Below are 24,233 nucleotides of genomic sequence, written 5' to 3'. Positions count from 1 at the left end.
CATCTGACAAGAACAAGGACAACGACGATGCATGCGAACCCTGTTTCCATCAGCCTGTCGAGCTTCGGCGCCGATACCGTGAAGCACCATGGCCAGGTCGCCTACCTGCCGCTGTTGGCGCAAGCCGGTGCGTGCCGTGTGGAGTGGCGCGAGGAGCTGTTCGAGGTCTGGCCCGAGGCCGACACCTTGGCCAAAGCCAGTGCTGAGCTGGGGCTGGAAAGCCTGTTCTCCACGCCTCTGGAGTTGTGGCGTGAAGACGGCAGCCTGGAGCCGGCGGTGGCCGAGCGGCTGGACCTGGCCGAACGGATCGGTGCGGTGGCATTGAAAGTATCCCTTGGCCATTACCGCGACACCTGCGACCTGCACGCCCTGCGGCCGTTGCTTGGGCGCAGGGCGGCACTGTTCGTCGAGAACGACCAGACGCCCCAGGGCGGGCGTCTGGCCCCCCTGCAGCGATTCTTCGAGCGTGCCGCCGCCCTCGACCTGGCGCCGGGCATGACCTTCGACATCGGCAACTGGTACTGGCAGGGTGAGTCGCCCCTGCAGGCCGCACAGGCGCTGGGCCCGTGGGTGCATTACGTACACTGCAAGGCCGTCACCCGGCGTGACGACGGGCGCCTGGTGGCGGTGCCGCCGCAGGCATCGGACCTGGCGGCCTGGCGGCAGCTGATGAGCCACTTCATGCCCGGCGTGCCCCGTGCCATCGAGTATCCATTGGTCGACGACGATCTGTTGGCCTATACCCGCCAGCAGGTTCAGCACCTGGCTGTGCTCGAGGCGGAGGTCCACCATGGCTGAACATGACGTGCTCTGCTTCGGCGAAACCATGGCCATGTTCGTGGCCGAGCAGTGCGGCGACCTGGCCCAGGTGGCTGGCTTCGGCAAGCGCATTGCCGGTGCCGACAGCAACGTGGCCATCGGCCTGGCGCGTCTGGGCCTGCGGGTGAACTGGCTGAGCCGGGTGGGCGACGATTCGCTGGGCGCCTTCGTGCTTGCCAGCCTGCGTGGCGAAGGCCTGGACTGTGCCCGTGTCGAAATCGATCCCGCATACCCCACGGGCTTCCAGCTCAAGGCACGTTGCGACGATGGCAGCGACCCGCAAGTGGAATACTTCCGCCGAGGCTCGGCCGCCAGCCGCATGTCGCCGGCGCAGCTGTGCCCGGAGCTGCTGGATGCCCGCCATCTGCATGCCACAGGCATCGTGCCGGCCTTGTCGGCGTCGTGCCGCGACCTTTCCCTGCAGTTGCTCGAGGCCATGCGCGCCAACGGCCGCAGCATCTCCTTCGACCCCAACCTGCGGCCATCGCTATGGCCCAACCGGCAAACCATGGTCCAGGAAATCAATGCCCTGGCATTCAAGGCCGACTGGGTGCTGCCAGGGCTGGAAGAGGGGCGCCTGCTCACCGGTCGGCAAACCCCTGAAGCCATTGCCGGTTTCTACCTGGAGCACGGCGTGCAATGCGTGGCCATCAAGCTGGGCGCCGAGGGGGCGTACCTGCGTGATGCTCGCGGTGCCGAAGGGGTGGTCGCGCCCTGTCCCGTGGCGCAGGTGGTGGACACGGTAGGAGCGGGCGATGCCTTCGCCGTGGGCGTGGTCAGCGCCTTGCTCGAAGGCCATGACCTGCGCCGCGCCGTGGCTCGCGGCAACTGGTGCGGCAGCCGTGCGGTGCAATCACGCGGCGACATGGAAGGCCTGCCGCAGCGCCATGAATTGGATGCCTACGAAAACCGCTTCGGCGGTTGAACCGAACCTGCCGGCCTGGCCGGTACCTGTTGCAACAAGAACAACAAGCTCAGGAGATACAACCATGCAGATCGACCGACTTGCCCCAAGACGCTGGTGGTACATCATGCCCATCGTCTTCATCACCTACAGCCTGGCCTATCTTGACCGTGCCAACTACGGCTTTGCCGCCGCTTCGGGCATGGCCGATGACCTGCACATCACCCCAGCCTTGTCGTCCCTGCTCGGGGCGCTGTTCTTCCTGGGCTATTTCTTCTTCCAGGTACCCGGTGCCATCTATGCCGAAAAACGCAGCGTCAAGAAGCTGATCTTCGTCAGCCTGATCCTCTGGGGCGGCTTGGCCACGCTCACCGGCATGGTGCAGAACGTGTCGCTGCTGATCGCCATCCGCTTCCTGCTGGGGGTGGTGGAGGCTGCAGTGATGCCAGCCATGCTGATCTACCTCTGCCACTGGTTCACCCGCGCCGAGCGCTCGCGGGCCAACACCTTCCTGATCCTCGGCAACCCGGTGACCATCCTGTGGATGTCGGTGGTGTCCGGCTATTTGGTCAAGCATTTCGACTGGCGTTGGATGTTCATCATCGAGGGCTTGCCGGCGGTGCTATGGGCATTCATCTGGTGGCGCCTGGTGGACGATCGCCCGGAGCAGGCCAGCTGGCTGAAGGCACAAGAGAAAACCGCGCTGCGCGAGGCCCTGGCCGCCGAGCAACAGGGCATCAAACCGGTGAAGAACTACCGCGAGGCGTTCCGTTCGCCCAAGGTGATCATCCTGTCGTTGCAGTACTTCTGCTGGAGCATCGGTGTCTATGGCTTCGTGCTCTGGTTGCCGTCGATTCTCAAGCAAGCCGCGGCGCTGGACATCGTCACGGCCGGCTGGCTGTCGGCGGTGCCGTACCTGGGCGCGGTGCTGGCCATGCTCGGGGTGTCCTGGGCATCCGACCGGATGCAAAAGCGCAAGCGTTTCGTCTGGCCGCCCCTGCTGATCGCTGCCCTGGCCTTCTACGGCTCCTACATCCTCGGCACCGAGCATTTCTGGTGGTCATACACCCTGCTGGTGATCGCCGGTGCCTGCATGTACGCCCCCTACGGCCCGTTCTTCGCCATCGTGCCGGAACTGCTGCCCAGCAACGTTGCCGGTGGCGCCATGGCCCTGATCAACAGCATGGGCGCGCTGGGCTCGTTCTCCGGCTCCTGGCTGGTGGGCTACCTCAACGGTGTCACCGGCGGCCCGGGGGCTTCCTATCTGTTCATGTGCGGCGCACTGCTGGTAGCGGTGGCCCTGACCGCCGTGCTCAACCCTTCGCAACAGGCACGGCGCCAACAGCTGGCGCCGAGCCAATAGGTATCGACCATGAAAAAACGCATCGTCCTGTACAAACGTTTGTCCGATGAACTCATGCAGCGCCTGCAGACCCATGCCGAGGTGACCCTGGTCGAGGCGCCGGCGGCCGATGGCCTGGCGCGCCTGCGGGCGGCCTTGCCGGGTGCCCATGGCCTGCTCGGTGCCAGCCTGCGTCTGGACGGCGAGCTGCTGAGCCTGGCGCCGCAGCTGGAGGTGGTCTCCAGCGTCTCGGTGGGCGTGGACAACTACGACATCGGCGAGCTCGACCGCCGCGGCGTGTTGCTGACCAACACCCCCGACGTGCTCACCGAAACCACTGCCGACACCGGTTTCGCCCTGCTGATGGCTTGTGCCCGGCGGGTGGTGGAACTCGACGGCTGGATTCGCAACGGCCATTGGCAGGCCGGCATCGGCCCGGCCCAGTTCGGCTGCGATGTGCACGGCAAGACGCTGGGCATCGTCGGCCTGGGGCGCATCGGCGAAGCCCTGGCTCGTCGGGCCCACGCAGGGTTTGGCATGCAGGTGCTGTATCACACACGCCAGCCACGGCCCGAAGTGGAAGCGCGCTACGGGGCGCGTCACCGCAGCCTCGAGGCCTTGCTGGCCGAGTCCGATTTCGTCTGCCTGTGCGTACCCCTGAACGCGCAGACGCAGAACCTCATCGGCGAACGTGAGCTGGCGCTGATGAAGCCCTCGGCGATCCTGGTGAACATCGCCCGTGGTCGCGTGCTGGACGAGGCGGCCCTGCTGCAGGCCCTGCGCGAGCGGCGTATCCGTGGGGCGGGCCTGGACGTATTCGTCCGCGAACCGCTGCCGGCCAATTCACCCTTGCTGCAACTGGATAACCTGGTGGTGACCCCGCACATCGGCTCGGCCACCCACGAAACCCGTGAGGCCATGGCCCGTTGTGCGGTGGACAACCTGCTCGCCGCCCTGGCGGGTGAAAAACCGGCCAACCTGGTGAATCCCATTGCTTGGGAGCGCAGGGCCGGATAGCGCACTGCCAGGTCCTATCGCTGGCAAACCAGCCCCCACAGGTATGGCGGTGTCTTTGAAACAGCGCAGGACAGGTGGGAGCCGGCTTGCCGGCGATTGGGCCGGCACAGCCTTTTGCAGGGCAAGGGCCGGCCCTTGGTCGCCGGCAAGCCGGCTCCCACAGAAACAGCACTGTCTATGCTTTCCCGACAAAACAACAACAGCCCCGCACGAACGGAGCGAATGCCATGTATGACCTGATTGACCTGTCAAAGAAGAGGCCAAAGCCATGTCCAACGACGAACCTGCCTTCGCGCACCCGGCGCGCCGCGAGTTCCTGCGCAAGTCACTGACCCTCATTCCGGTGGCGACCCTCGCCAGCACCGGCATGGGCAGCGCGGTGCTTGCCGATACCGCCACCCCCGCACCCGCCAAGGACCCCGAACAGGGCAGGGCGCCAGCCCGCGCCTACCAACCGACCTTCTTCAATGCCGAAGAGTGGGCGTTCATCTCGGCTGCGGTCGCGGTGCTCATTCCCGCCGACGCGCTCGGCCCCGGTGCGGTAGAAGCCGGTGTACCGGAATTCATCGACCGCCAGCTCAATACCCGCTACGGCAGTGGTGGCCTGTGGTACATGCAGGGCCCCTTCCATCCGGACGCACCGGCCGAGTTGGGCTACCAGCTCAAGCTCAGCCCCCAGGAGATCTACCGGCTGGGTATCCAGGAAACCGACGCCTGGTGCAAGACGCAGTGGAGCAAGCCGTTCGCCCAGCTGGACCCGGCCCAACAGCAGCAAGCCCTGGAGGCCCTGGACAGCGGCAAGGCGGCCCTGGCCTCGGTGCCTGCCGTCACCTTCTTCGCCATGCTCTGGCTCAATACCCGCGAAGGGTTCTTCAGCGACCCGCTGCACGGCGGCAACCAAGGCCTGGCTGGCTGGAAGCTGATCGGCTTCCCCGGCGCGCGCGCCGATTTCATGGATTGGGTGGAACGCGACGAGCGCTATCCCTTCCCTCCGGTATCCATCAGTGGCGAGCGAGGTTGAGCGATGGCCCAGGTGATGAAGAAAGTCGATGCGGTCATCGTCGGGTTCGGCTGGACCGGCGCGATCATGGCCAAGGAACTGACCGAGGCAGGCCTGCAGGTGGTCGCCCTGGAGCGAGGCCCGGCGCGTGACACCTACCCGGACGGTGTCTACCCGCAGACCATGGACGAGCTGACCTACAACTCGCGCAAGAAACTGTTCATGGACATCTCCCGCGAGACCGTGACCCTGCGTCACAGCCTGAACGATGTGGCCGTGCCGTACCGCCAGTTCGGCGCCTTCCTGCCTGGCACGGGCACCGGCGGGGCCGGGCTGCACTGGTCGGGCGTGCATTTTCGCGTCGACCCGATGGAGCTGCGCATGCGCAGCCACTATGAGGAACGCTATGGCAAGGCCTTCATCCCCGAAGGCATGACCATCCAGGATTTCGGCGTCAGCTACGAAGAGCTGGAACCGTACTTCGATTTCGCCGAAAAAGTCTTCGGCACCTCCGGCACCGCCTGGTCGATCAAGGGGCAGGTGGTGGGCCGCGACAAGGGCGGCAACCCGTTCTCCCCGGACCGCTCCGATGATTTCCCGCTGCCGGCGCAGAAGAACACCGTCTCGGCGCAGCTGTTCGAGAAGGCGGCCCGCGAGGTCGGCTACCACCCCTACAATTTGCCGTCGGCCAACACCTCCGGGCCCTACACCAACCCCTACGGGGCACAGATGGGCCCGTGCAATTTCTGCGGCTACTGCAGCGGCTATGCCTGCTATATGTATTCCAAGGCCTCGCCCAACGTGAACATCCTGCCGGCCCTGCGCCAGGTGCCGAACTTCGAGCTGCGCAACAACGCCCATGTGTTGCGAGTCAACCTCAACGCCGAGAAGAACCTGGCCACCGGCGTGACCTACGTCGATGCCCAGGGGCGCGAGGTGGAACAGCCGGCGGACCTGGTGATCCTCGGCGCCTTCCAGTTCAACAACGTGCGCCTGATGCTGCTTTCGGGCATCGGCAAACCCTACGACCCGGTCAGCAACCAGGGTGTGGTGGGGCGTAACTTCGCCTTCCAGAACCTGTCCACGGTAAGCGCCTTCTTCGACAAGAACAGCCACCACACCAACCCCTTCATCGGCGCTGGCGGCAATGGCGTGGCGGTGGACGATTTCAATGCCGACAACTTCGACCATGGCCCGCTCGGCTTCGTCGGCGGCTCGCCGTTCTGGGTCAACCAGGCGGGCACCAAGCCCATCTCCGGCACCAAGACCCCGCCAGGCACGCCCAAGTGGGGCAGCGCCTGGAAGGCCGCGGTGGCCGACAGCTACAGCCACATGCTGTCGATGGACGCCCATGGCGCGCACCAGTCCTACCGCGACAATTACCTGGACCTAGACCCGGTGTACAAGGACGCCTATGGCCTGCCGCTGCTGCGCATGACCTTCGACTGGAAGGACAACGACGTGAAGATGAACCGCTTCATGGTCGAGCAGATGCGCAAGATCGCCGAAGCCATGGGGCCCAAGGCGATCGCTGCATCGATGAAGGCGTTCGGTCAGCACTTCGATGCCACCGTGTACCAGACCACCCACCTCAACGGCGGCGCGATCATGGGCACCGACCCCAAGACCAGTGCCATCAACCGCTACCTGCAGAGCTGGGACGTGCACAACGTCTTCGTGCCGGGCGCCTCGGCGTTTCCCCAGGGGCTGGGCTACAACCCCACCGGGTTGGTGGCGGCGCTGACCTACTGGTCGGCGCGGGCCATTCGCGAGCAGTACCTGAAGAACCCAGGTCCACTGGTGCAGGCATAGGAGGCCGACCATGAAACGATTGTTGACCGCCGCCCTCTGCCTGGGCGCCAGTACCCTGTTGCACGCCGCCGATGCGGCCGACCCGGCCCTGGTCAAGAAGGGCGAATACCTGGCCCGCGCCGGCGACTGCGTGGCCTGCCATACCGCCAAGGGCGGCAAGCCGTTCGCCGGCGGCCTGCCCATGGAGACCCCCATCGGCACGCTCTATTCCACCAACATCACCCCGGACCCGAGCGGTATCGGCGACTACAGCTACGAGGACTTCGAGCGTGCCGTACGCCAGGGCATCGGGCTCGATGGCAGTACCTTGTACCCGGCCATGCCATACCCGTCCTATGCGCGGGTCAGCGACGAGGACATGCAAGCGCTCTATGCCTACTTCATGCACGGCGTGCAGCCGGTGGAGCAGGCCAACAAGGACAGCGACATCCCCTGGCCGCTGAGCATGCGCTGGCCGCTGGCGTTCTGGCGCGGGCTGTTCGCACCTGAGGTCAAGCCGTTCGAGGCCGGTGAACGTGACCCGGTGGTGGCCCGCGGGGCCTACCTGGTCGAAGGCCTGGGCCATTGTGGCGCCTGCCATACGCCGCGGGCGCTGACCATGCAGGAAAAAGCGCTGGATGCCGACGATGGTGATGCCTACCTGGCCGGCAGCGCGCCGCTGGAAGGCTGGATCGCCAAGAGCCTGCGGGGCGATCACAAAGATGGCCTGGGCAGCTGGAGCGAGGCGCAGATCGTGGCATTCCTCAAGACCGGGCGCAACGAGCGCACGGCGGTCTTCGGCGGCATGAGCGATGTGGTCGAGCACAGCATGCAGTACATGAGCGACGCCGACCTCAGCGCCATCGCCCGCTACCTGAAGACCTTGCCGCCGGTGAACCCGGACGACAAGCCGTTCCAGGAGGATCGCCAGGTCGCCGATGCGTTGTGGAAGGGCGACGACGCCAAGCCCGGTGCCGCGCTCTACGTGGACAACTGCGCTGCCTGCCACCGCACCGATGGCAAGGGCTACGCGCGGGTGTTCCCGGCCCTTGCCGGCAACCCGGTGCTGCAAGGCGAAGATGCCACTTCGCTGATCCACATCGTCCTCGAAGGCGGCACCTTGCCTGCCACGCAGACGGCGCCGTCGACTTTCACCATGCCGGCCTTCGCCTGGCGGATGAACGACCAGCAAGTGGCCGATGTGGTCAACTTCATCCGCAGCAGCTGGGGCAACCAGGCCGGTGCGGTGACCGCAGCCCAGGTGGCGAGCCTGCGCAAGCAGCCGGCGCCTGTGCTCAAGGCCGAGTCGTTGATCGGTGATACCACGGGGGTCGAGGAACCTTGAACCTTGAGGGCCGCTGCGCGGCCCTTTCGCGGCACAAGGCCGCTCCTACACAGGGTGGGGAGTGGCCTGGGCCGCAGTTCCATGAACGTTACAGGTGTACAGGCTTGGGCTTGCAAAGGCACGAAAGCGGCCTGCCGGGCTATCCGCAGGGCTGTGCGGTGCAGCTATGCTTGCCACCGAGGGGAGCCAGGGAGCGTGTCATGAGTCAGGAGCCAAAGCCGGTGCCCGCCGGTTTCAGCGAGCAGCAGCTGCATACCTTGTTCGAGCTGATCAGCGACGGTATCTGGGATTGGGATGCCAATTCCGGGTACGTCTACCGCAACCCCGGCTGGTACGCCATGCTCGGCTACGAAAGCCATTCCATGGCCAACACCGTGCTCACCTGGGAAAGCGTCATCCACCCGGAGGACTACCCCCGGGTAATGGCCCACTTCGAGGCCTACATCAACCAGCGCAACGAGCGCTACCGCATCGAATACCGTTGCCGTTGCCAGGACGGCAGTTACCTGTGGATCGAGGACAGCGGCCATATCATCGCCCGCAACGAGGATGGCTCGGTGGCGCGCATGCTCGGCGCGCACCGCAACATCGATGCCGGCAAGCGCCTGGTGATCGAGCTGCAGCAGAAGAACCACTCCTTGGAAACCCTGGTGGCCGAGCGCACCCGGGAGCTGTCATGGGTCAACCAGCAACTGCAACGCCAGCTCGAGGAGAACCTGGAGCTGGCCGAGCGCGACGCGCTGACCCGCACCGCCAACCGCTATCGCCTGGAGAAGACCCTGCAGCAGGAATGCGAACGGGCCCGGCGCTTCCGCCAGCCGTTGTCGCTGATCGTCATGGACTTGGATGACTTCAAGCCGATCAACGACCGCTACGGCCATGCCCGCGGGGATGCGGCGCTAGTGGAGGTGGTCGAATGCATCCGGGGTTGTCTGCGCCCTCAGGACCTGCTGGCGCGCTGGGGGGGTGACGAGTTCGTCGCCGTGTTGCCGCAAACGCCGGTGGAGCAGGCATTGGAGATTTCAGGCGCGATCCGCCAGGCCATGGAAGCGGTGGAGCCGATCGGCGATTGCCGGTTGACCATGAGCTTCGGCGTGGTGCGCTGGCAGGACGCTGAAGACCAGCACGACCTGCTGGCGCGGGCTGACCGGGCGCTGTACCGGGCCAAGGCAGCGGGCAAGAACACCATTTTCGAATGAGCTGCAGCCGCCCCCTGTAGGAGCGGGCTTGCAAAGCCGGACAAAAAAGACCCGCAGCGCCTGGGGCGCAGCGGGTCAAATCGGCCGTCGCCGCTTCAGTGTCAGATATGCAGGGCGTGGCCCAGGGCTCGCAGAGCCGCCTCCTGGACCGTTTCGCCCAGGGTCGGGTGGGCATGGATGGTGCCGGCGACATCCTCCAGCCGTGCGCCCATCTCCAGGGATTGGGCGAAGGCAGTGGACAGCTCTGAAACCGCCACCCCTACGGCCTGCCAGCCGAGGATCAGGTGGTTGTCACGGCGGGCCACCACGCGCACGAAGCCGCTTTTCGCTTCCAGGGTCATGGCCCGGCCATTGGCAGCGAAGGGGAACTGCGTGACGATGCAGTCCAGGCCTTGCTGGCTGGCTTGCTCCGGGGTCTTGCCGACCACCACCACTTCCGGGTCGGTGAAGCACACCGCGGCAATTGCAGCCGGCTCGAAACGCCGCGCCTTGCCGGCGATGATTTCCGCGACCATTTCGCCCTGGGCCATGGCCCGGTGCGCCAGCATCGGCTCGCCGGCCACATCGCCAATGGCCCAGACGTTGCGCATGCTGGTCTGGCAGCGTTCATCGATGGCCAGTGCCGCGCCGTTCATCTTCAGGTTCAGGCATTCAAGGTTGAAGCCCTGGGTGCGCGGACGACGACCGACCGCGACCAGCACCTGGTCGGCCTCCAGGCGCAGTTGCCCGCCCTGGCCGTCGTTGGCCAGCAGGCAACCGTTCTCGTAGCCTTCGACGCTGTGGCCCAGGTGCAGGGCGATGCCTAGTTTCTTCACCGACTCGGCAACCGGCTGGGTCAGCTCGGCGTCGTAGGTCGGCAGGATCCGCTCGCGGGCTTCCACCACGCTGACCTGCACGCCTAGCTTGCGGTAGGCAATGCCCAGCTCCAGGCCGATATAGCCGCCGCCAACCACCACCAGATGCTGGGGCAGGGCCTTGGGCGCCAGGGCCTCGGTGGAAGAGATCACCGGGCCGCCCAGCGGCAGCATCGGCAGTTCCACGCTGGTGGAGCCGGTGGCCAGCAGCAGGTGTTCGCACTGGATACGCTGGCCATCGACCTCGACGTTCTTGCCGTCGAGAATCCTGGCCCAGCCGTGGATCACCTTCACGCCGTTCTTCTTCAGCAGCGCAGCGACGCCGCTGGTCAGGCGATCGACGATGCCGTCCTTCCAGGCCACGCTGCGGGCGATGTCCAGGCGCGGTGCGGACACGCTGATGCCCAGGGGGGAGGTGTCATCGAGGCGGCTGGCCTGGTGGAACTGCTCGGCCACATGGATCAGCGCCTTGGACGGGATGCAGCCGATGTTCAGGCAGGTTCCGCCCAGCGCCTGGCCTTCGACCAGCACGGTGGGGATGCCCAGCTGGCCGGCGCGAATGGCGGCGATGTAGCCGCCAGGGCCGCCACCGATGATCAACAGGGTGGTATTGAGGATCTGTTGCATGCTCACTCCACGAACAGGCAGGCGGGCTGTTCCAGCAGGCCACGTACGGCCTGGATGAACAGGGCGGCATCCATGCCATCGACCACACGGTGATCGAAGGAACTGGACAGGTTCATCATCTTGCGCACGACGATCTGGCCGTCGATCACCACCGGCCGTTCGACCATGCGGTTGACCCCGACGATGGCCACTTCCGGCGTGTTGACCACTGGCGTGCTGGCGATACCGCCCAGTGCGCCGAGGCTGGTCAGGGTGATGGTCGAGCCCGACAGCTCGTCGCGGCTGGCCTTGTTGTTGCGCGCGGCGTTGGCCAGGCGGGCGATCTCGGCGGCGTTGCTCCACAAGCTGCCGGCTTCGGCATGGCGCAACACCGGCACCATCAGGCCATTGTCGCCCTGGGTGGCGATGCCTACATGCACCGCGCCATGCCGGGTGATGACCTGGGCTTCGTCGTCATAGGTGGCGTTGATCTGCGGGAAATCGCGCAGGGCCACGACCATGGCGCGCACGATGAACGGCAGCAGGGTCAGCTTGCCGCGGCTTTCGCCGTGCTTCTGGTTGAGCTGCTGGCGCAGGGCTTCCAGGGCGGTGACGTCGATTTCCTCGACGTAGCTGAAGTGAGCGACGCGGCGCTTGGCGTCCTGCATGCGCTGGGCGATCTTGCGGCGCAGGCCGATGACCGGCACCTGCTCGCTGTCGGTACGCCTGGCGTAGCCGCTCGGCGCTTGGCCGGCGCTGCTGTGGGGCTTGCTGATGAAGGCATCGAGGTCTTCATGCAGGATGCGCCCGGCCGGGCCGCTGCCGTGCACGTAGCGCAGCTCGATACCGGCATCCAGGGCGCGCTTGCGCACGGCCGGGGAGGCCAGAGGCTTGTCGCTGGCCTGGCGCGGCACGATGGGCGCGGCGGCGCTGGTGCTGGCAGGCTGGCTGGCCAGCACTTGAGGTTCGCTGCGCGGTGGCTCGGCGACCGGGGCCGGGGCAGGGGCCGCGACGGCTTCGACCGACTTGGCCTGCGGTGCATCCACGTGGTTGCCGCCGCCTTCGACTTCGATGCGGATCAGCTCGCTGCCGACCGCCATTACCTCACCTGGCTGGCCGCCCAGGGCCAACACCTTGCCGCTGACCGGCGAGGGGATTTCCACGGTGGCTTTGTCGGTCATGACATCGGCCACCACCTGGTCCTCGGCGATCACATCGCCGACCTTGACGAACCATTCCACCAACTCGACCTGTGCGATGCCTTCGCCGATGTCCGGCATCTTGATGACGTGCGTGCCCATTCAGACCTCCATGACCCGTTTCAATGCCGCACCTACCCGCGAAGGGCCGGGGAAGTACGCCCATTCCTGTGCGTGAGGGTAGGGGGTGTCCCAGCCAGTGACGCGCTCGATCGGCGCCTCGAGGTGATGGAAGCAATGCTCCTGGACCAGCGACACCAGTTCGGCGCCGAAGCCGCAGGTACGGGTGGCCTCGTGGACCACCACGCAGCGGCCGGTCTTCTTGACCGACTCGACGATGGTGTCCAGGTCCAGCGGCCACAGGCTGCGCAGGTCGATGACCTCGGCGTCGACGCCGGTCTCCTCGGCGGCCACCTGGGACACGTACACCGTGGTGCCGTAGGTCAGCACGGTCACGTCGTTGCCTGGGCGAGCAATGGCAGCCTTGTCCAGCGGGACCTGGTAGTAGCCGTCGGGTACCGCGCTCTGCGGGTGCTTGGACCACGGCGTCACCGGGCGGTCGTGGTGTCCGTCGAACGGGCCGTTGTACAGGCGCTTGGGCTCCAGGAAGATCACCGGGTCGTCGCATTCGATGGCGGCGATCAGCAGGCCCTTGGCGTCATAGGGATTGGACGGCATCACCGTACGCAGGCCGCAGACCTGGGTGAACATCGCCTCCGGGCTCTGGCTGTGGGTCTGGCCGCCGTAGATACCGCCGCCACAGGGCATGCGCAGGGTCAGCGGGGCGGTGAACTGGCCGGCCGAGCGGTAGCGCAGACGGGCCATCTCCGAGACGATCTGGTCGGAGGCCGGGTAGAAGTAGTCGGCGAACTGGATCTCCACCACCGGGCGCAGGCCATAGGCGCCCATGCCCACGGCGGTGCCGACGATGCCGCTTTCGGAAATCGGCGCGTCGAACACCCGCGACTTGCCGTACTTGGCCTGCAAGCCTTCGGTGCAACGGAACACGCCGCCGAAGTAGCCGACGTCCTGGCCGTAGATCACCACGTTGTCGTCGCGCTCGAGCATGATGTCCATGGCCGAGCGCAGGGCCTGGATCATGGTCATGGTGGTGGTGGACATGGCGGATTCCAGATGGATGCTGTTGTTGTGATCGTTCATCTCAGACCCCCAGTTCCTGGCGTTGGCGGCGCAGGTGTTCGGGCATTTCCTTGTACACGTCCTCGAACATCGAGGCGGCACTCGGGATGTGGCCATTGCCCAGGGTGCCGTACTGCTCGGCTTCCTTCTGGGCCTTGAGGATCTCGGCCTCGAGCTCGGCGGTGACCGCCTGGTGTTCTTCCTCGGACCAATGGCCGCTGGCGATCAGGTGCTGCTTCAGACGCGCGATCGGGTCGCCCAGTGGGAAGTGGCTCCAGTCGTCGGCCGGGCGGTACTTGGACGGGTCGTCGGAGGTCGAGTGCGGGCCTGCGCGGTAGGTGACCCATTCGATCAAGGTCGGGCCCAGGCCACGGCGGGCGCGTTCGGCGGCCCAGCGCGAGGCGGCGTAGACCGCGATGAAGTCGTTGCCGTCGACCCGCAGCGAAGCGATGCCGCAACCCACGCCACGGCCGGCGAAGGTGGTCGATTCACCCCCGGCGATGGCCTGGAAGGTGGAGATGGCCCATTGGTTGTTGACCACGTTGAGGATCACCGGGGCGCGGTAGACGTGGGCGAAGGTCAGGGCGGTGTGGAAGTCCGACTCGGCGGTGGCGCCGTCGCCGATCCAGGCCGAGGCGATCTTGGTGTCGCCCTTGATCGCCGAGGCCATGGCCCAGCCGACCGCCTGCACGAACTGGGTGGCCAGGTTGCCGCTGATGGTGAAGAAACCGGCTTCGCGCACCGAGTACATGATCGGCAGCTGGCGGCCCTTGAGCGGGTCGCGCTCGTTGGACAGCAGCTGGCAGATCATCTCGACCAGGGAGACGTCCCGGGCCATCAGAATGCTCTGCTGGCGGTAGGTCGGGAAGCACATGTCAGTGTATTGCAGCGCCAGGGCCTGGGCGCTGCCGATGGCTTCCTCGCCCAGGCTCTGCATGTAGAAGGACATCTTCTTCTGGCGCTGGGCGACGACCATGCGGTTGTCGAAGATCCGCGTCTTGAGCATGGCGCGCATGCCTTGGCGCAGGACCTGCGGGTCGATGTCCTCGGCCCAGGGGCCGACGGCGTTGCCGTGCTCGTCCAGGACGCGAATCAGGCTATAGGAGAGGTCCGCGGTGTCGGCGGGCTCCACATCGACAGGAGGTTTACGGACAAGACCGGCGTCGTTCAGACGCAGGTAGGAAAAATCGGTCTGGCAGCCTGGCCGGCCGGTAGGCTCGGGCACATGCAGCTGCAGGGGGGCGTACTCGTTCATGCCTTTTACGCTCGCTCGAATGTTGTTTTTGTGAGCTTTGAAGCGGTCGCCGCTGAGTACCGGCTTGTGACTGGTAAGTCAGCGCTAAATACATCATAGGGGGATGGCCAGAGAATTTTTCTCTCAAGTTGATTGCCTTTGCCGGACGGGCCAGATAAACATTCCGCATAAACACAAAAAACCGGTGAATTTGTCTCATGCGCAAACTCGATCGTACGGATATCGGCATTCTCAACAGCCTCCAGGAAAACGCCCGCATCACCAACGCAGAGCTGGCCCGCTCGGTGAACCTGTCGCCGACGCCTTGCTTCAACCGGGTAAAGGCCATGGAGGAGTTGGGGGTCATCCGTCAGCAAGTGACCCTGCTGGCGCCCGAGGTGCTGGGGCTGGACGTGAACGTGTTCATCCATGTGAGCCTGGAGAAGCAGGTGGAGCAGTCGCTGCACCGCTTCGAGGAAGAAATCGCCGAGCGGCCCGAGGTGATGGAGTGCTACCTGATGACCGGTGACCCCGACTACCTGCTGCGCGTGCTGCTGCCGAGCATCCAGGCGCTGGAGCGGTTCCTGGACTACCTGACACGGTTGCCGGGGGTGGCCAATATCCGTTCGAGCTTTGCCCTCAAGCAGGTGCGCTACAAGACCGCGCTGCCGCTGCCGGCCAATGGCATGACCTTGCGCGAGTCGTGAGATCTGCACCGGCCTGTGGGAAATTCTATGGTACTGGACAAGCTCAAATTGCCTTCGGTTGGTTTTCCCAGCCGTGCCAATACGGCCCAGGCTCCGCTTGCTTCGTGGGAGATTACCCCGCCCTTCGGGCTGCGCTGTCGCGCAGAGAACAAGCGGCCAATGCTGCCCCTGTGGGAGCGGCGGTGCGGCGGTCCGACTTGTCCCGCGATCAAGGGCGAAGCCCTTGCCAGGCGACGGTGATATCGGGCCCGGCCAAATCGCGGGACAAGCCCGCTCCCACATTAGGGTGCCGCAAATCAAATGGTCATGCGTTGTTCTATGAGGGCTGGTGGAGCCTGCGATAGGCCGCAAAGCGGCTCCTTGCGTCTGGTTCCACCGTTTGAGGGCTTAGAGTGGCCCGCGCAGGCAGCGAACATCGTGGGGTGTTAATAAATTTCTACATTGATGCTGTGTCTTGCTTGATATTTTCAACATCCAGCGCCTATGTTGTGCCCGACGAGCACACAACAACAAGGACAGCGTCATGAAGACCCAAGCCCTGCGCTCACTCGCCGAGCGCTTGACCGGCATCGACGAGATCGAATGCGTCACCCCCGACCTCAACGGCGTACCCCGCGGCAAGGTGATGACCGCCGAAGGCTTTCTCGAGGGGCGTCGCCTGCAGATGGCACGGGGTGTATTGCTGCAATGCATCATGGGCGGCTATCCGCCGGCGCGCTTCTATGGCAGCGACGACGGTGACCTGGCCCTGGTGGCCGACTCTGCGCAGATTCACCGCCTGCCCTGGAGCGACGAGCCCCGGGCCCTGGCCATCTGCGATGCGGTGGAGCTCGACGGCGTGCCGTCCGGGCTTTCCACCCGCGGTCAACTCAAGGCAGTGATCGCCCGCTATGCTGCCCTTGGCTTGGCCCCGGTGGTGGCCACGGAGCTCGAATTCTTTGTCTTCGCGCCCAATGCCGACCCAGGCCAGGCGTTCCAGCCTCCAGTGGGCAAGGACGGCCGCCGCGAGCTTGGCCACTCGGCCTTCAGCGTCAGCTCCAACAATGGCCTGCGCCCGTTCTTCAACGAGGTCTACCAGTGCATGGCCGCGCTTGGTCTGCCCCGTGACACCTTCATGCACGAGATGGGTGTCAGCCAGTTCGAGATCAACCTGTTGCATGGCGACCCGCTGTTGCTGGCCGACCAGACCTTCCTGTTCAAGCACCTGCTCAAGGAGGTGGCGCTCAGGCACGGCCTGACGGTGGTGTGCATGGCCAAGCCGCTGGCACGGACCCCGGGCAGCTCCATGCACATCCACCAGAGCCTGGTGGAGATCGGCAGCGGCCGTAACGTGTTCAGCGACGAAGCGGGGCAGCCAACGGCGACCTTCTACCAGTTCATCGGTGGCCTTCAGGCGTGCATGGCCGACTTCACCGCGTTGTTCGCCCCCAACGTCAATTCCTATCAGCGCCTGTGCCACCCATACGCCTCGCCCAACAATGCCTGCTGGTCCGAAGACAACCGTGCCGCCGGCCTGCGCATCCCGGCCAGTTCGCCTGTGGCGCGGCGGGTGGAGAACCGCCTGCCTGGCGCCGATGCCAACCCGTACCTGGCCATCGCCGCGAGCCTGGCTGCCGGCCTGCACGGTATCGAGCAAGGCCTGCAGCCAACGCCCGCGATCCAGGGGGAGTTCGACGTGCCGGAGCACCTGAGCCTGCCGTGCACGCTGCATGCCGCGCTGGAGCGGCTCAAGTGCAGCGCAGTGGCGCGGGAACTGTTCGGTGGCGAGTTCATCGAAGGCTACATTGCCACCAAGGCCTTGGAGCTGACCGATTTCCTAGACGAAATCACCCCCTGGGAACGACGGGTACTGGCGGCACAGGCCTGATCGCGACACGACCGGCACTGGACGCGCCCCTGTTGCGTTATTTCGCTACGAGGGGCCTGCGCTGCGGCAATTTTGCTTTTATGCTTGCCTGCAAGCCAACGCCATCTGACCCAAGGAGTTCGACGGGACGTATGCGCAACATCTGGAAGCCGTTTCAGTCGCTGTATTTCGCTGCCTTGATGATGCTGATCGGCTCGGGCCTGCTCAGTACCTACCTGGCCCTGCGTCTGGCCGCCGACCATGTGGACAGCCTCTGGGTCGGCGCCTTGATGGCCGCCAACTATTTCGGCCTGGCGGTGGGCGGCAAGATCGGCCACCGGCTGATCGGCCGGGTCGGGCACATACGCGCCTATGCCACTTGCGCCGGCATCGTGTGCGCCGCCGTGCTCGGGCATGGCATGACCAACTGGTTGCCGGTCTGGGTAGGGCTGCGGATGATCGTCGGCCTGGGGATGATGTGCCAGTACATGGTCATCGAGAGCTGGCTCAACGAGCAGGCCGATGTGAAGCACCGCGGGGCGGTGTTCAGTGGCTACATGATCGCCTCCTACCTGGGCCTGGTACTCGGCCAGCTGATCCTGGTGGTGCATCCGGAGCTTGGCCCTGAACTGCTGATGCTGGTGGCCATGTGTTTTGCCTTGTGCCTGGTGCCGGTGGCGATGACCCGGCGTATCCACCCGGCACCGTTGCGTCCGGCGCCGATGGAGCCGAAGTTCTTCCTCAAACGGGTACCCCAGTCCTTGTCCACGGTGCTGGGCTCGGGCCTGATCGTCGGTTCTTTCTACGGCCTGGCGCCCTTGTATGCGGCCAAACAGGGGCTGTCCACCGAGCAGATCGGTTTGTTCATGGGTAGCTGCATCTTCGCGGGGTTGGTGGTGCAGTGGCCGCTCGGTTGGCTGTCGGACCGCTACGACCGAGCCGTGCTGATCCGTAGTGTCTCGATCGGCCTGGCGCTGGCTGCATTGCCGCTGGCGGTGCTGCCCAGCGTGCCGCTGGAGTTGCTGTTCGCCATCGGTTTCGTGATTTCGCTGCTGCAGTTCTGCCTGTATCCGTTGGCGGTCGCGTTTTCCAACGACCATGTCGAAAGCGAGCGGCGTGTCTCGTTGACGGCCATGTTGCTGGTGACCTACGGCGTAGGGGCCTGTATCGGGCCGCTGGCGGCGGGGGTGCTGATGAAAGCGTTGGGGCCGCAGATGCTGTACGCCTTCTTCCTGTTCTTCGCCCTGGTGCTGGTGTGGCGGATCCGGCCGAAGGCGGTCACCGGGTTGCACCAGGTGCAGGACGCGCCACTGGGCCACGTGGCCATGCCGGCAGCCGGTTCGCCGTTGTCGGCAGCGCTCGACCCGCGGGTGGATGAGGCGACCGTGCAGGAGGTGATGCAGGCACCGGTGGCCGCGGAGGATACCGAGGCTGAGGAACAGAAGGCCAAGGCCGAAGAGGCCGAGCCGCAGGCGGAGGTCGATAAGGAGCGTACAGGTCTTTAGGTGGATGGTGCTTGTGAGATCGAGCGCCGCCCGCGCGGCGCATCGCGAGCTGCGCTCGCTCCTACGTTTGTTTACGGCCAGTATCGCCTGTGACAGGCGCGCGCGACCGCTTGGTTCGTACGACACGACATCAAGCCATACACCAAAGCGCCCGCGCGAAAATCCCGCAGGATGAACTGGCCCGAAACAAACGTAGGAGCGAGCGCAGCTCGCGATGCGCCGCGCGGGCGGCGCTCGATCTCGCAGGCACCAAAGCTGTCAAGTGAACAGCATTACACCCAATGGGTGTTGTTATTCCCCACGATCAATAGTCGTCTTTGTCGAACCGCCGTGCCTCACGCTGCAATTGGTACACGAAGCTCTCGACCTTGCGCTGCAGTTGGCCATTGAGGTTGTGAAAGCGTACCCCGGCGAACGTGGTATTGGCGCGCTCCTCGAAGTGCAAGTGGCGCAACTCCACCATCGCTTGCGGGATACCCAGCGGGGCCGCAGCGGCAAAGCGCTCGTAGACCTGGCCCAGTTGCAGGCGTTCTTCGACATTGCCCTCGAAGCGCAGCTTGCAACCGGTGGCGGAGATATCCAGCAGCTTGCCGCGCAGGGCGCCCTTGCCCTTGAGCTTTTCGCCGTCGAGCACGATATCGACCAGCTGCGACAGCTTGAGCGCGGCGCGGAAGGCGTTGCGCCGTTGGTGGTAGGTCACTTCGCTGGGCAGGGCGCTGCGGTAGCAGCGGTGGCCGTTGATCTCGGTGATGGTCGGTGCGATGTTGCAATCCCAGGCGATGCGCACCCCGTCATGGAAACCTTCGATGCGGAACGGTTCGCCGTTCTCGATGTATTTTTCCCCGTCGCGCGGAATCATCTCATCCAGCGCCAGGGTATTGCTGTCACGGTCCACGTGTACCACGTAGCTCTGGAACCGCTGGCTGCGCTCGTGGAAGGTGATGATCAAGGGATCATGGCTATCTTGCAGCTGGCGCAGGTTGGCCGCGATCTCCAAAGGCGTGGTCAGCACCTTCGGCGGTTGCGGGGCATCGGTTTCATTGAACACGGGTTTTCAATCTCCAGGCAAAAACGACACACGCAAGTAACGGCATTTTGCCAGTATGTTCCGTGCCTTGATAGCGGTAATCACACTTGGCTGATAGCCCGTGCCTTGGCCATGGGCGAGGTGGTGCCACGGCTGTCGTAGAGCGAGGGGGAGTCGCCGCCGTTGAGGATGCGGATCTGGTTGGCGGTGGCGAGCTGTTGCACCTGGATGACCCGGCCATTGGTCGCGTTGGCGGCCTGGCAGGCATCCATCAGTTGAGCGAGGGCGTCCAGTCGTTGCAGCAGGAGCTCGCCAATGGTCGATTGTGCGGCCAGAGCTTGCACGCCCGCGCGATCAGCGGAGAAACCGAGCCCGGTGAGCAACTGGTTCCGTCGCATGCCCTGCTGCTCGAGCAAGACGATCAGCGACTGCTTGCGTGCCAGGATATGTTCCAGCAGCAGCATATCGCGGCCATGCAGGGCGACGGTTTCCTTCTCGAGCAGTTCGAGCAGCTCTTGGGTCGGCGCGATGTCGTCTTCGATCAGTTGCAGCAGGGTGGTGTCGTGCATGGCTGGCTCTTGGCTCGTTACGTCCTTTGAAGTCAGCGCCCCAAAGGGTCAGCGCTGGGCTTCGAAATCAAGCAGTTTGCTGGCGACCCGCTCGGCATCGACCTTGTAGCTACCGTCTGCGATGGCCTGTTTCAACTGGGCCACGCGGGCGCTGTTGACTTCAGGTTGATCACGCAGCTGGTCGCTGATCTTCTGCAACTGCTGGGCCTCCTGGCTGAGATGTACGGCTTCTCCGCTGGCGCCGGGCTTGGCGGCCTGGCCGGTCTCGCTGGCCTTCTCGGCGTTGCCGGTCGCGGTATTGCCGCGAACGCCACCGATGATGGATGGCGCATTATTCAAACGACTGAAGTCGATGACCATGATTGTAGAAACCTCTGGGAATTTGGACGCTTGCCTTGTTTTCGGCCAACCCGAAAAAAACTTTAGGCGCGAATTTGTCGGCGCCTGTGCGCAAGTTCACATAACCCGTTTTCTGACACAGTCTAGGAAAAGCAGTTCCTTGTCGCCAGCCTTCATGGCGTTTCCCTGGCAAGGCCAATCGCGGGGCAAGCCCGCTCCTACAGGGACTAGAGCCTTGGCAGGCCCAATACTACATGGCCACCTCGACCTGGCCTGGCCCGGTCACTCGTGCCTTGACCACCCGCTTGGAGTTGAGGTTGCGCACGCGGATCTGCTCCGACAGGCCGCCTTTGCTCAAGGCTTCGCCCGGCATGCGCACGCTCAGGCTGCCGCTGCGGGCGATGATCACCACGTGGTCGCCCTTACGCACCACCTCGGCTTGTTCCAGGTGCTGTGGCGTGAGCACCTGGTCCAGCACGGTCGGGCGCAGCAGCTTCATGCCCACGGCCTGGTCCAGATCGGTGAGAAAGCCTTGGTTGAGCGTGCCCACGTCCCGTTCCCGCAGGCTCACATCGCCTTCGCCGATGACGCTTTCGCGCTTGAGCGGGCGCGCCATCACCACCACGTCGCGGAACAAGCGCACCTGGGCTGGCACGAATACCGTCCACGGCGCGCTGCCGGCGCAGCGCACCCGTACCGTGACCCTGCCCAGCGGCTGTGCTGGGCTCTCCAGCGAAGCGTCCAGCTGTTGGCTGCATGCCGGCATGCGCAGGCGCGGGTCGAGGGTGTTGACCTGGATCTCGTAGCGGCCCGGCGTCTGGCTGGTGGCCAGGTAGTCCTCCACGGTGAATTCAAGAAACCCTTGGGTGACGCCGATAAGCTGTTCAGGCAAGGTAACCGCATCGGCCAGCGCTCGGTTGCCGGGGGCCAGCAGGCAGATCATGGCCAGCGAGCCGCCCAGCAGGCGCGTCAGACGTCGGAAAAATGTCGTTTTCATATACATGGCGCTCAAAAAAGCAAAGCCCGTGCCGATTCGGTACATAGGCGAGAACTAGAGGAGTCTGGCATGGCTGGAGTCATGGATTCGGTCAACCAGCGTACGCAACTGGTGGGGCAGAATCGCCTGGAGCTGTTGCTGTTCCGCCTCAATGGCGAACAGCTCTATGGCATCAACGTATTCAAGGTGCGGGAAGTGCTGCAGTGCCCGGAACTGACCGTGATGCCCAAGTCCCACCCGGTGGTGCGTGGCGTGGCGAACATCCGCGGGGCAACCATTCCCATCCTCGACCTGTCGATGGCGACAGGCTTGCCCGGCCTGCGGGAAGAAACACGCAACAGCTTCGTGATCATCACCGAGTACAACACCAAGACCCAGGGCTTTCTGGTGCATTCGGTCGAACGCATCGTCAATATGAACTGGGAAGAGATCCACCCGCCACCCAAGGGTACCGGTCGCGACCACTACCTGACGGCGGTCACCCGCGTGGACAACCGCATGGTGGAGATCGTCGACGTAGAGAAGGTGCTGGCCGAGGTGTCGCCAGCCTCCGAGGCCATTTCTGCCGGGGTGATCGATGCCGAGGTGCAAGACAAGGCAGTGATGCTGCGGGTGCTCACGGTCGACGACTCGTCGGTTGCGCGCAAGCAGGTCAGCCGCTGCCTGCAGGCGGTGGGTGTCGAGGTGGTGGCGCTCAACGACGGCCGCCAGGCCCTGGACTACCTGCACAAGCTGGTGGAAGAGGGCAAGCGCCCGGATGAAGAATTCCTGATGATGATCTCCGACATTGAAATGCCGGAGATGGACGGCTATACCCTGACCGCGGAGATTCGCAGCGATCCACGCATGCAAAAGTTGCACATCGTGCTGCATACTTCGCTGTCCGGCGTCTTCAACCAGGCGATGGTCAAGAAGGTCGGTGCCGATGACTTCCTGGCCAAGTTCAAGCCGGACGACCTGGCCCAGCGGGTGGTCGACCGGATCAAGGCGACGCATTGAAACCGCCGGGGGCCAGCCCCCGGCACCAGTGATTGGAAAGAGGCGGCAGCATTGTCTACGGGTAATTTGGATTTCGAACAGTTCCGGGTCTTCCTGGAGAAAGCCTGTGGCATCTTGCTGGGCGAGAATAAGCAGTACCTGGTCTCCAGCCGTCTCAACAAACTGATGGAGCAGCAGGGCATCAAGTCGTTGGGCGAGTTGGTGCAGCGTATCCAGAGCCAGCCACGGGGCGGTTTACGCGAGCAGGTGGTCGACGCCATGACGACCAACGAGACCCTGTGGTTCCGCGACACTTACCCCTTCGAGGTGCTCAAGAACAAGGTCATCCCGGAGTTCATCAAGAACAACCCCGGCCAGCGCCTGCGTATCTGGTCGGCGGCCTGCTCCTCGGGGCAAGAGCCGTACTCGATCTCCATGGCCATCGATGAGTTCGAGCGCAGCAACCTGGGCCAGTTGAAGATGGGCGCGCAGATCGTCGCCACCGACCTGTCCGGGTCGATGCTGACCAACTGCAAGACCGGCGAATACGACAGCCTGGCCATCGGCCGCGGCCTGTCCCAGGAGCGCCTGCAGCGCTACTTCGACACCAAGGGCCCGGGCCGCTGGGCGGTCAAGGCGCCGATTCGCAGCCGGGTGGAGTTCCGCTCCTTCAACCTGCTCGACAGCTACGCGGCGTTGGGCAAGTTCGACATCGTGTTCTGCCGCAACGTGCTGATCTACTTCTCGGCCCAGGTCAAGAAGGACATCCTGCTGCGCATCCACAGCACCCTCAAGCCCGGTGGCTACCTGTTCCTCGGCGCGTCCGAGGCGCTCAACGGCTTGCCGGACCACTACCAGATGGTGCAGTGCAGCCCGGGGATCATCTACCAGGCGAAGTGAGGTAGGTAGAGGTTATGAGGTTTTCAGCTTCAGAAGTCAGAGAAGCTGTAAGGCTCGAGTTCAGTGAGCTGTGAAAGGAAAAGTAGGTGCTCTACGGCCTTGACCTTTTCGAGATGCTCCACTTGGCTAGGCCCGCCCATCATATAGGTGCCAAGCGCCTGACGGCGCTTGGTCCGTGATAGTGCTACTTCATTGAATGGTTGCAGCATCAATCAGGTTGCTCGGAGAAGGGAAAAGGCTGCAGGTCTGCCAGTTGCGCAAGAAAGACCAAGTGCTCAACGGCGCTGACTTTTTGAAGGTGCTGCAGGGAGTCGGAGCCACCCAGCATGAGTGCAGGGAAAAAGCCGTACATCTCATCATGTTTAAGTCTGCCAAGCTTTTCTCTGGCGGGATTGAAAAGGTGATTGAAATCATTTGAGTCGACTTTTCTTGATAGGATAAATCCTTGAAGTTCGGAGTTGAGCTGTTCTTTTGTAAAATCAGTTTTATAGAAAACGTACTGAGAGCTAAAGCTTGCTATTTCCAGTGCGAATCCAGTTTTTTCGCCCCATAGATATAAGTCTCCAAAAGCGCTTCTTGCAATCAAGTGATAGTTGTCATGTGAGTAAAATGCGGTGCCTGCAATCCAGCAGGAAACTACGGCGTCATACTCTTGTGGGTTGACCAGCCAGAATATGCCCTCTCCATAGCCTCCCCATCCATGTTCGGACCAATATTCCAAGAGCTTGGAAGGAAGCTTGTCTCTGTATCTTTCGATTGTGGAGGTAGGTACTTCCCGGCGGTCAATCGGTAGGCCGAAGTTTTTAATGAATTTGGCAAATATTTTATCTATTTTGGTTTCCTCGCGTTAGCGGTACATGAGGTGCCTCCCTGGCAGCGTGTGCAGGGGGAATCCCATCATGCATAGGTCCCAAG

23 protein-coding genes are annotated in these 24,233 nt (G+C 64.0%); 13 read left to right on the top strand and 10 right to left on the bottom strand.

The annotated features are described in order from the left end of the window. Nucleotides 1–27: 27 nt before the first annotated feature. The 8 genes from ACXHGZ_RS14440 to ACXHGZ_RS14405 all read left to right on the top strand — a co-directional run bounded on the left by ACXHGZ_RS14440 (nt 28) and on the right by ACXHGZ_RS14405 (nt 9,417). Complete coding sequence (locus tag ACXHGZ_RS14440; protein ID WP_480460361.1) at nt 28–798, top strand: sugar phosphate isomerase/epimerase family protein; 771 nt, start codon at nt 28–30, stop codon at nt 796–798. Further along, complete coding sequence (locus ACXHGZ_RS14435) at nt 791–1,744, top strand: sugar kinase (protein ID WP_480460360.1); 954 nt, start codon at nt 791–793, stop codon at nt 1,742–1,744. The genes ACXHGZ_RS14440 and ACXHGZ_RS14435 overlap by 8 nt, the downstream gene beginning before the upstream one ends. Before the next feature lie 64 nt (nt 1,745–1,808). Continuing rightward, nucleotides 1,809–3,086: an MFS transporter gene (locus ACXHGZ_RS14430; protein ID WP_480460359.1), complete on the top strand. Its 1,278-nt coding sequence runs from the start codon at nt 1,809–1,811 to the stop codon at nt 3,084–3,086. Nucleotides 3,087–3,095: 9 nt separating this feature from the next. Further along, nucleotides 3,096–4,082, top strand: coding sequence for a 2-hydroxyacid dehydrogenase (locus ACXHGZ_RS14425; protein ID WP_480460358.1), 987 nt, complete (start codon nt 3,096–3,098; stop codon nt 4,080–4,082). Between the two features lie 268 nt (nt 4,083–4,350). Then, entirely contained in the window at nt 4,351–5,103 is a 753-nt protein-coding gene (locus tag ACXHGZ_RS14420; RefSeq protein ID WP_480460357.1) for a gluconate 2-dehydrogenase subunit 3 family protein, read from the top strand. A 3-nt stretch (nt 5,104–5,106) separates the two neighbouring features. Then, the gene (locus tag ACXHGZ_RS14415) at nt 5,107–6,894 is read left to right on the top strand and encodes a GMC family oxidoreductase (RefSeq protein ID WP_084858270.1); all 1,788 of its coding nucleotides are present in this window, start codon (nt 5,107–5,109) and stop codon (nt 6,892–6,894) included. Between the two features lie 10 nt (nt 6,895–6,904). Next, the gene (locus ACXHGZ_RS14410; protein ID WP_480460356.1) at nt 6,905–8,218 is read left to right on the top strand and encodes a c-type cytochrome; all 1,314 of its coding nucleotides are present in this window, start codon (nt 6,905–6,907) and stop codon (nt 8,216–8,218) included. Between the two features lie 200 nt (nt 8,219–8,418). Beyond that, complete coding sequence (locus ACXHGZ_RS14405; RefSeq protein WP_480460355.1) at nt 8,419–9,417, top strand: sensor domain-containing diguanylate cyclase; 999 nt, start codon at nt 8,419–8,421, stop codon at nt 9,415–9,417. A 101-nt stretch (nt 9,418–9,518) separates the two neighbouring features. On the opposite strand, the gene lpdA is transcribed toward ACXHGZ_RS14405, so the two are convergent. Genes lpdA through ACXHGZ_RS14385 form a run of 4 tightly spaced genes read right to left on the bottom strand, consistent with a single transcriptional unit; the run spans nt 9,519 to nt 14,471 of the window. Next, on the bottom strand, nt 9,519–10,898 hold the full coding sequence (lpdA, locus tag ACXHGZ_RS14400) for a dihydrolipoyl dehydrogenase (RefSeq protein WP_480460354.1): 1,380 nt from the start codon (nt 10,896–10,898) through the stop codon (nt 9,519–9,521). 2 nt (nt 10,899–10,900) lie between these two features. Beyond that, on the bottom strand, nt 10,901–12,178 hold the full coding sequence (locus ACXHGZ_RS14395; RefSeq protein WP_480460353.1) for a dihydrolipoamide acetyltransferase family protein: 1,278 nt from the start codon (nt 12,176–12,178) through the stop codon (nt 10,901–10,903). Next, nucleotides 12,179–13,237: an alpha-ketoacid dehydrogenase subunit beta gene (locus ACXHGZ_RS14390; protein WP_084858265.1), complete on the bottom strand. Its 1,059-nt coding sequence runs from the start codon at nt 13,235–13,237 to the stop codon at nt 12,179–12,181. A gap of 1 nt (nt 13,238) precedes the next feature. Further along, entirely contained in the window at nt 13,239–14,471 is a 1,233-nt protein-coding gene (locus tag ACXHGZ_RS14385; protein WP_084858264.1) for a 3-methyl-2-oxobutanoate dehydrogenase (2-methylpropanoyl-transferring) subunit alpha, read from the bottom strand. Between the two features lie 197 nt (nt 14,472–14,668). On the opposite strand from ACXHGZ_RS14385, the gene bkdR reads away from it, so the two are divergent. From bkdR to ACXHGZ_RS14370, 3 genes are all read left to right on the top strand, one after another. After that, the gene (gene bkdR, locus ACXHGZ_RS14380) at nt 14,669–15,157 is read left to right on the top strand and encodes a Bkd operon transcriptional regulator BkdR (protein WP_196146849.1); all 489 of its coding nucleotides are present in this window, start codon (nt 14,669–14,671) and stop codon (nt 15,155–15,157) included. Nucleotides 15,158–15,782: 625 nt separating this feature from the next. Beyond that, complete coding sequence (locus ACXHGZ_RS14375) at nt 15,783–17,024, top strand: glutamine synthetase family protein (RefSeq protein WP_480464061.1); 1,242 nt, start codon at nt 15,783–15,785, stop codon at nt 17,022–17,024. Nucleotides 17,025–17,155: 131 nt separating this feature from the next. Beyond that, nucleotides 17,156–18,508 (top strand): MFS transporter, encoded by a 1,353-nt coding sequence (locus ACXHGZ_RS14370; RefSeq protein WP_480460351.1) that lies wholly within the window; start codon nt 17,156–17,158, stop codon nt 18,506–18,508. Between the two features lie 304 nt (nt 18,509–18,812). On the opposite strand, the gene ACXHGZ_RS14365 is transcribed toward ACXHGZ_RS14370, so the two are convergent. The 4 genes from ACXHGZ_RS14365 to flgA all read right to left on the bottom strand — a co-directional run bounded on the left by ACXHGZ_RS14365 (nt 18,813) and on the right by flgA (nt 21,446). Continuing rightward, nucleotides 18,813–19,556, bottom strand: a complete 744-nt coding sequence (locus ACXHGZ_RS14365; RefSeq protein WP_480460350.1) for a flagellar brake protein — start codon at nt 19,554–19,556, stop codon at nt 18,813–18,815. Between the two features lie 80 nt (nt 19,557–19,636). Next, the gene (locus ACXHGZ_RS14360; protein ID WP_480460349.1) at nt 19,637–20,104 is read right to left on the bottom strand and encodes a flagella synthesis protein FlgN; all 468 of its coding nucleotides are present in this window, start codon (nt 20,102–20,104) and stop codon (nt 19,637–19,639) included. 48 nt (nt 20,105–20,152) lie between these two features. Further along, entirely contained in the window at nt 20,153–20,464 is a 312-nt protein-coding gene (gene flgM / locus ACXHGZ_RS14355) for a flagellar biosynthesis anti-sigma factor FlgM (RefSeq protein WP_480460348.1), read from the bottom strand. Nucleotides 20,465–20,693: 229 nt separating this feature from the next. Next, nucleotides 20,694–21,446: a flagellar basal body P-ring formation chaperone FlgA gene (gene flgA, locus ACXHGZ_RS14350; RefSeq protein ID WP_480460347.1), complete on the bottom strand. Its 753-nt coding sequence runs from the start codon at nt 21,444–21,446 to the stop codon at nt 20,694–20,696. 63 nt (nt 21,447–21,509) lie between these two features. On the opposite strand from flgA, the gene ACXHGZ_RS14345 reads away from it, so the two are divergent. Next, on the top strand, nt 21,510–22,439 hold the full coding sequence (locus ACXHGZ_RS14345) for a chemotaxis protein CheV (protein WP_084858257.1): 930 nt from the start codon (nt 21,510–21,512) through the stop codon (nt 22,437–22,439). 51 nt (nt 22,440–22,490) lie between these two features. Further along, nucleotides 22,491–23,318: a protein-glutamate O-methyltransferase CheR gene (cheR, locus tag ACXHGZ_RS14340; RefSeq protein ID WP_084858256.1), complete on the top strand. Its 828-nt coding sequence runs from the start codon at nt 22,491–22,493 to the stop codon at nt 23,316–23,318. A gap of 29 nt (nt 23,319–23,347) precedes the next feature. On the opposite strand, the gene ACXHGZ_RS14335 is transcribed toward cheR, so the two are convergent. Both ACXHGZ_RS14335 and ACXHGZ_RS14330 read right to left on the bottom strand, forming a co-directional pair. Next, the gene (locus ACXHGZ_RS14335; protein ID WP_480460346.1) at nt 23,348–23,527 is read right to left on the bottom strand and encodes a T6SS immunity protein Tdi1 domain-containing protein; all 180 of its coding nucleotides are present in this window, start codon (nt 23,525–23,527) and stop codon (nt 23,348–23,350) included. Next, nucleotides 23,527–24,150: a GAD-like domain-containing protein gene (locus tag ACXHGZ_RS14330; protein ID WP_480464060.1), complete on the bottom strand. Its 624-nt coding sequence runs from the start codon at nt 24,148–24,150 to the stop codon at nt 23,527–23,529. Before ACXHGZ_RS14330 ends, ACXHGZ_RS14335 begins: the two co-directional genes overlap by 1 nt. Between the last annotated feature and the right edge of the window lie 83 nt (nt 24,151–24,233).

It is taken from the genome of Pseudomonas shiyinii (assembly GCF_056725765.1).
Note: the sequence above shows the minus strand (reverse complement) of the source record. Positions and strands in the feature narration are given on the sequence as shown.

What these genes read in the sequence shown, in the direction of transcription:
- ACXHGZ_RS14370 (WP_480460351.1), top strand. Translation starts at nt 17,156, where the DNA reads ATGCGCAACATCTGGAAGCCGTTTCAGTCGCTGTATTTCGCTGCCTTG.
- flgM (WP_480460348.1), bottom strand. Translation starts at nt 20,464, where the DNA reads ATGGTCATCGACTTCAGTCGTTTGAATAATGCGCCATCCATCATCGGT.
- bkdR (WP_196146849.1), top strand. Translation starts at nt 14,669, where the DNA reads ATGCGCAAACTCGATCGTACGGATATCGGCATTCTCAACAGCCTCCAG.
- ACXHGZ_RS14360 (WP_480460349.1), bottom strand. Translation starts at nt 20,104, where the DNA reads ATGCACGACACCACCCTGCTGCAACTGATCGAAGACGACATCGCGCCG.
- ACXHGZ_RS14375 (WP_480464061.1), top strand. Translation starts at nt 15,783, where the DNA reads ATGACCGCCGAAGGCTTTCTCGAGGGGCGTCGCCTGCAGATGGCACGG.
- flgA (WP_480460347.1), bottom strand. Translation starts at nt 21,446, where the DNA reads ATGTATATGAAAACGACATTTTTCCGACGTCTGACGCGCCTGCTGGGC.
- ACXHGZ_RS14390 (WP_084858265.1), bottom strand. Translation starts at nt 13,237, where the DNA reads ATGAACGATCACAACAACAGCATCCATCTGGAATCCGCCATGTCCACC.
- ACXHGZ_RS14425 (WP_480460358.1), top strand. Translation starts at nt 3,096, where the DNA reads ATGAAAAAACGCATCGTCCTGTACAAACGTTTGTCCGATGAACTCATG.
- ACXHGZ_RS14435 (WP_480460360.1), top strand. Translation starts at nt 791, where the DNA reads ATGGCTGAACATGACGTGCTCTGCTTCGGCGAAACCATGGCCATGTTC.
- ACXHGZ_RS14420 (WP_480460357.1), top strand. Translation starts at nt 4,351, where the DNA reads ATGTCCAACGACGAACCTGCCTTCGCGCACCCGGCGCGCCGCGAGTTC.
- ACXHGZ_RS14395 (WP_480460353.1), bottom strand. Translation starts at nt 12,178, where the DNA reads ATGGGCACGCACGTCATCAAGATGCCGGACATCGGCGAAGGCATCGCA.
- lpdA (WP_480460354.1), bottom strand. Translation starts at nt 10,898, where the DNA reads ATGCAACAGATCCTCAATACCACCCTGTTGATCATCGGTGGCGGCCCT.
- ACXHGZ_RS14345 (WP_084858257.1), top strand. Translation starts at nt 21,510, where the DNA reads ATGGCTGGAGTCATGGATTCGGTCAACCAGCGTACGCAACTGGTGGGG.
- ACXHGZ_RS14335 (WP_480460346.1), bottom strand. Translation starts at nt 23,527, where the DNA reads ATGCTGCAACCATTCAATGAAGTAGCACTATCACGGACCAAGCGCCGT.
- ACXHGZ_RS14440 (WP_480460361.1), top strand. Translation starts at nt 28, where the DNA reads ATGCATGCGAACCCTGTTTCCATCAGCCTGTCGAGCTTCGGCGCCGAT.
- ACXHGZ_RS14410 (WP_480460356.1), top strand. Translation starts at nt 6,905, where the DNA reads ATGAAACGATTGTTGACCGCCGCCCTCTGCCTGGGCGCCAGTACCCTG.
- ACXHGZ_RS14415 (WP_084858270.1), top strand. Translation starts at nt 5,107, where the DNA reads ATGGCCCAGGTGATGAAGAAAGTCGATGCGGTCATCGTCGGGTTCGGC.
- ACXHGZ_RS14430 (WP_480460359.1), top strand. Translation starts at nt 1,809, where the DNA reads ATGCAGATCGACCGACTTGCCCCAAGACGCTGGTGGTACATCATGCCC.
- ACXHGZ_RS14385 (WP_084858264.1), bottom strand. Translation starts at nt 14,471, where the DNA reads ATGAACGAGTACGCCCCCCTGCAGCTGCATGTGCCCGAGCCTACCGGC.
- ACXHGZ_RS14405 (WP_480460355.1), top strand. Translation starts at nt 8,419, where the DNA reads ATGAGTCAGGAGCCAAAGCCGGTGCCCGCCGGTTTCAGCGAGCAGCAG.